The sequence below is a fragment of the Alkalispirochaeta alkalica DSM 8900 genome (assembly GCF_000373545.1).
In the GTDB taxonomy this organism is placed as follows: domain Bacteria; phylum Spirochaetota; class Spirochaetia; order DSM-27196; family Alkalispirochaetaceae; genus Alkalispirochaeta; species Alkalispirochaeta alkalica.
Genome location: NZ_KB891730.1, coordinates 1 through 4,902, shown reverse-complemented (window position 1 = coordinate 4,902; position 4,902 = coordinate 1). Strand labels below are relative to the sequence as shown.

Here is a 4,902-nt window from a genome sequence, read left to right as displayed (position 1 = left end):
CCGGGGGATCAGTTCGTCTTTGGCGAGTCCGGCAGGGTCTCCCTGGATTGCCTGGTTGCCCGGGTGGAGCCCATGGAGAACCTCACCGCCCGGGTCGCCCTGGTGGAACACTCGCCGGCGATCTATAGCGNCGATCAGGGGGCGATTCCCCCCCACGAGTCCTTCGTCTCGATNCCGAACGAGGGGTCATACTATCCCGCTGCGCCGGAGATCGTGCTTCGAAGCGACGGGACCACCATTGTGCCCCGCTCGGACGGCGGGTATGACAACCGGATTGTGGTATCGCTTCGTCATCCCGATCAGGCGTACTTCGATGTGATCCGCACGGAAATCTCCTGGAGGGAGGTGCCCTCACCCGGAGAGGGCGGGGAAACGGCCGACGAGAACCCCTGGGATTCATCCAGCCATGACCCCGATAGTGANCAGGTCTCGATCTGGGAGGTNGAGCANCTCGCGGAATACGAGGTCCGGGTGCGCGCCATCGCCCGGACTCCCGGGGGCGAGGAGCGCCCCAGTGCNTGGCGAACGGGGACGATCCGGGTGTTGGGGAAGACCGCCCCGCCGGAAAATGTGGCATCGATCAGCGCAGCNGTACGNGGCATCGAGGGGATCGAGGTCCGCTGGAGCCGGGTCGATGACCTGGACTACGACCACTTTGTNCTCGCCCTCGGCGACGAATGGGATACNGCCGAGACCCTCTTTCAGGGCGANTCCACNTCCTTCCTGGCAGAGCGATGTGCCGCCGGAACGTACACNTTTCTCGTNAAAGCCCGCGATCGCAGCGGCAATGAATCCCGGGATCCGGCAGCTGTGACACTAGCGATATCATCCCCCGGAGCCGTGCGGGACCTGATCGCCCAGGTGGTGGGAAACCACGTCCTTCTGAGCTGGCGTCCCCCCGAGACAGGCAGTTTCCCCGTGGGGTTNTANGNGGTNCGGAAGGGCGAGAGCTTCGCCGGGGGCGTGGAGATCGCCCGGGAGCCGGGGACCTTCCTCTCCCTCACCGAGGCGGATCTGGGGCAGTACACCTACTGGCTGGCCGCCGTTGACGCTGCGGGCAACCTCGGGGCGGCTGTATCGGTGAACGCCGGGGTGGTGGAGCTCCCCCAGACCGGGACCGAGTTTACCCTCACCACCCCCGAGATCGAGACCCGGCAGTTCCTCCGGGACATTTACGTTGTCGCGAGCGAACAGCGCCGGTCGATCAACCCCTACCGCCTGGAGATCCAGGTTGCCGAGAGCGGCACGGGCCCCTGGTACCGGCCCCAGATCGACGGCACCCACTGGCGGGTTGGCCCCCAGGGCGGGTCCGAGATTTACGACGGGCCGATCTACATCCACACCAGCGTCCCCCACGCGGGCACCTCCGCCGCTCCCGCCCCCCGGACGATCTACTACCGGGTGCGCCGGGTCTCGCTTGAGCAGGGCGACGCGAGCCCCTGGTCTGTCGTGGAATCGGCGCAGACAAAACTCATGGGGGGCGAGGACCTGGCCCACGGCGGGGTCGGGAGCGAGCATCTGGCCGATCTATTGAACTCCCGGATCGACGAGATCGACAAGGAGGGGGGGCTCCTGGATATTCAAGGGACCCACCAGACGGCGCTCGATGCACACCAGGCGATCATTGAGGAGCACACCCAGGGCCTGGGGACCCACGCCGGGAAGATCCAGAGTCTGGAGACCGCGACGAGTAATAACGCCGGGGCCATATCGGCGGAGGCAGAGCGGATTGACGGGTTGGTGGCCCAGGTGGACCACCCCGAGACAGGCCTCGGCTCCCGGGCATCCCAGGTAGATATGACCTCCCTGGAGAGCCGCGTGGACACGACCGAAGGCACGATCAGCTCCCAGGGGCAACGGATCACGGGTCTTGAGACTCTGGTGGAGGACCCCGAGACAGGGCTGGCAACGAAAGCTTCAATCGATCAGCTATACTATACGGTTTCTTCCGAAGCCGGGGCCCGGGCGTCAGCGATTCAACAGGTCGAGGCCCGGGTCAATATGTCCCGGGAGAACCTGGTGAACCCTTTGACGGTCCACGCCAACCGAGATGGCTGGGATTCCCACGTACATTCCCCCACGCCATTCGATCAAGGCGGGAGGACCGGGGTAGGGTCATTTTTATCCCTAACAAGTGCGAGGCAACACTACTCCGAATATTTCCCCGTTCAACGTGATGCAATCTACGAGGTGCGGGCAACATTCTGGTCAAACGGCGGGGGGAGAAACTACTTCGGGTTGCACACGGCCCCAGGCACTACCGCTGTGCGGGCGTACAACCCAGCAACGGGGGGGCTTGGGGGAATATCGAGCAATCCCTATTGGTATAACAGAGACAACCGGAACCAGGCTGGGTGGACCGAGCTGATATGCTATTTTGCCGGACCCGATGCTGACCTTTCCCTGATCCCTCACCAATGGAAGGGGGTGCAGACACGGGCCTGGGTCGCCGAACCCGGGGTCCAGACGGTCCGGCTTCGGTTTCTCGTGGGCTACAGTATGGTCAGCAGCCCCCACCAGTCGATCCTCACAAACGTGTCGTTCCGTGCGTTGGCGACGTCCAGCCTTGCCGCGATCAGCCAGGAATCCTCGGTCAGGGCAAGCGAGACCGGGGATATCAGAGCGGTTTACAGCGTCCGAATCGACACCAACGACAATGTCACCGGCTTCGGGCTGATCAGCGAGGCCATAGACGGCCAGGCCCCCACGAGCACCTTCCGGGTCGCCGTGGACCGCTTCGAGATCGCAAAGGCGAACACTAAGCGGACGCCCTTTGTAATCACGACCCATGAGGGGAACGAGACCCTGTTCTTCGAGGGGCTGATCCGGGCGAACAAGATTGTCGCCGATGACCTGGCCGCCATATCAGCAAACCTCGGCACGATCACCGCCGGGAAGCTGGAGGCCCCGGTGGTGCCGCAGTATTTCAACCTGGACCTCTCAAACCGCCGGTTCACTTTCGCCTCGACGGACGGGACGAAGGGACTTTTCTTCGCCAACAACGACCTGGAGATCCGCAACGTGGACGTCCAGATCAACACGGCGGACGTGACCGTGGAGCGCGGGAGCGACAAGACCGTGGTGTCGGCGGGGGAGATTACTACTACGGGGAGAATACGTGTAGGAGGATATCTTGAGTTTGATAATCCCGTAAGCCAGAGGGATTTTATTACAGGAGCCTACGAGCCTCTAATCTACGGCTCCCGGAGTGGTGGCAATATTCCCGGAGGAGGGAGCAGCTGTCTGATTATTCAGGCGGGTGGGACTCTCTCTAATCGGCATATATTTTTGCGCACTCGCGATGAAACAAGGGTATTCATCCACAATAATGGCCGTGTCGGCATCGGCACGCACTCTCCCGAGACGAAACTCCACGTCAACGGGGATACCAGAATTGACGGGAGTCTTGAGGCTGACAGTTTCAGGCTGCGAGGCACAAACGGGGGCGCTATAGGTAACGGGGCTGCAGCAATTACTGGCGGTGGCGCTGTCGGAAGAAACGCGCAGGTGCGTGACGGATTCGCCGGAGGAGACGGTGCAGAGGCTCTCCTCGGAAATTCCGTCGCCCTCGGCGCGCACGCAAAAACCAGCAGGCACTTTCATGTAAACATTCTTGATAAAATGCACTATATGTATTTTTCTGGATTAACCACCGAACGACGGGACGTGCTTAATTTTTTTCATGACCGAACGCCACCAGGAAACAGGATTCTGGTTTCTTGCCTCTGGAGTTATGGGAATGATTCTGGGGCAGTGGCGGAAGTTATCAGAAGCAGTGGCAGGGCTTTTGCAGTGTATTTTAAGCGGGCCGACATTACGGGTCAAGGAGCCGTACTCGATGTACGAAATGTCAGCAATCTGCTGGGGGCCAACCTTGTAGTGTTTTTCCTTGTCACAAACGGCTCGTACTCATAAAGCAGGAGATGAAAATGGGACTAGAAAAAGAAATCCAGCAGAAATCCGGGGTGGTTACATCGTACCACCGGCTAACATCTATCGGGATTGATCTGGGGAGCTCATGGGCGGACGTATCAGCCGTGGCGGGGAGTTATATCACCTACGAGGCGAGGAAATCGGGAGCCTCCCCGGTAGATCAGAGCTACCATTCACTGGCGCTCACCCCGTCGGAGACGGCAGCGATTCTGACGATCCTGTACGAGGCCTTCTCCCGGCAAGCACGGATGGATGCAGAAGCGCACATTCTCCCCGAGGATATCCCGGCCGGAGATTTTTTCACCGAGGCATTCCGCGAGGCGGTCAAGAAAGAGATCGCCCCCACACCAAAACCAGAAAGCGAGGGCCCCCATGACGAAGACCCAGACGAAACCCCTGACAATAGCGACCCTCCTGGAAGCAGAGAAGGGAATTAAAGCGATCCAGGAGATAAAGCTCCCGGCACGAACGGCGCTGACCGTCCGGACCATGAGCAGGAAAATAGCCGTGCACCTTGACGACTACCGCCAGGCCCTAAAGGCCTGGGCCGACAGCGAGGGAACCGAGGGGAAGCTGATCCGTGATCTGACCCCGGAGCAGCAGCGGTACTACAGCGAGCTTCTCCTGGCCCCGGTGGAGCCCGACTGGACGCCCCTGGAGGGCGAGGACCTGGGGGACGCAGAGATCACCCCGCAGGAACTGGAGGATCTGATCCAGGCGGGGGTGATCCGCGACCCTGATGAGGAGGCCCCGGCGATAGAACCCGAGTGATCCGGGCCGAGCGGGGCCGGCAGAGTACCCCGCATTGCACGACCTTGGGAGGGGAGCCGTGCTATTTCCAATTCAAGACCGCTACATTTTGACCGCTGAACACTGGCAGTCCCGGCCTTTGAGCCTGCCGGAGGACCGGAGGACCCACCCCCACGCCGCCTGGGATGCAGCCGCGCCCATCGGCACTCGCCTCGTAGC

Annotated in this window: 2 protein-coding genes; both read left to right on the top strand. The window is 61.4% G+C overall.

The window, feature by feature from the left end; all coding sequences use genetic code 11:
* Nucleotides 1-4,037 precede the first annotated feature (4,037 nt).
* Nucleotides 4,038-4,370, top strand: a complete 333-nt coding sequence (locus B071_RS0111075; protein ID WP_169336346.1) for a hypothetical protein — start codon at nt 4,038-4,040, stop codon at nt 4,368-4,370.
* Complete coding sequence (locus B071_RS0111070) at nt 4,306-4,704, top strand: hypothetical protein (protein WP_157703182.1); 399 nt, start codon at nt 4,306-4,308, stop codon at nt 4,702-4,704. The genes B071_RS0111075 and B071_RS0111070 overlap by 65 nt, the downstream gene beginning before the upstream one ends.
* The last annotated feature ends 198 nt before the right edge of the window (nt 4,705-4,902 follow it).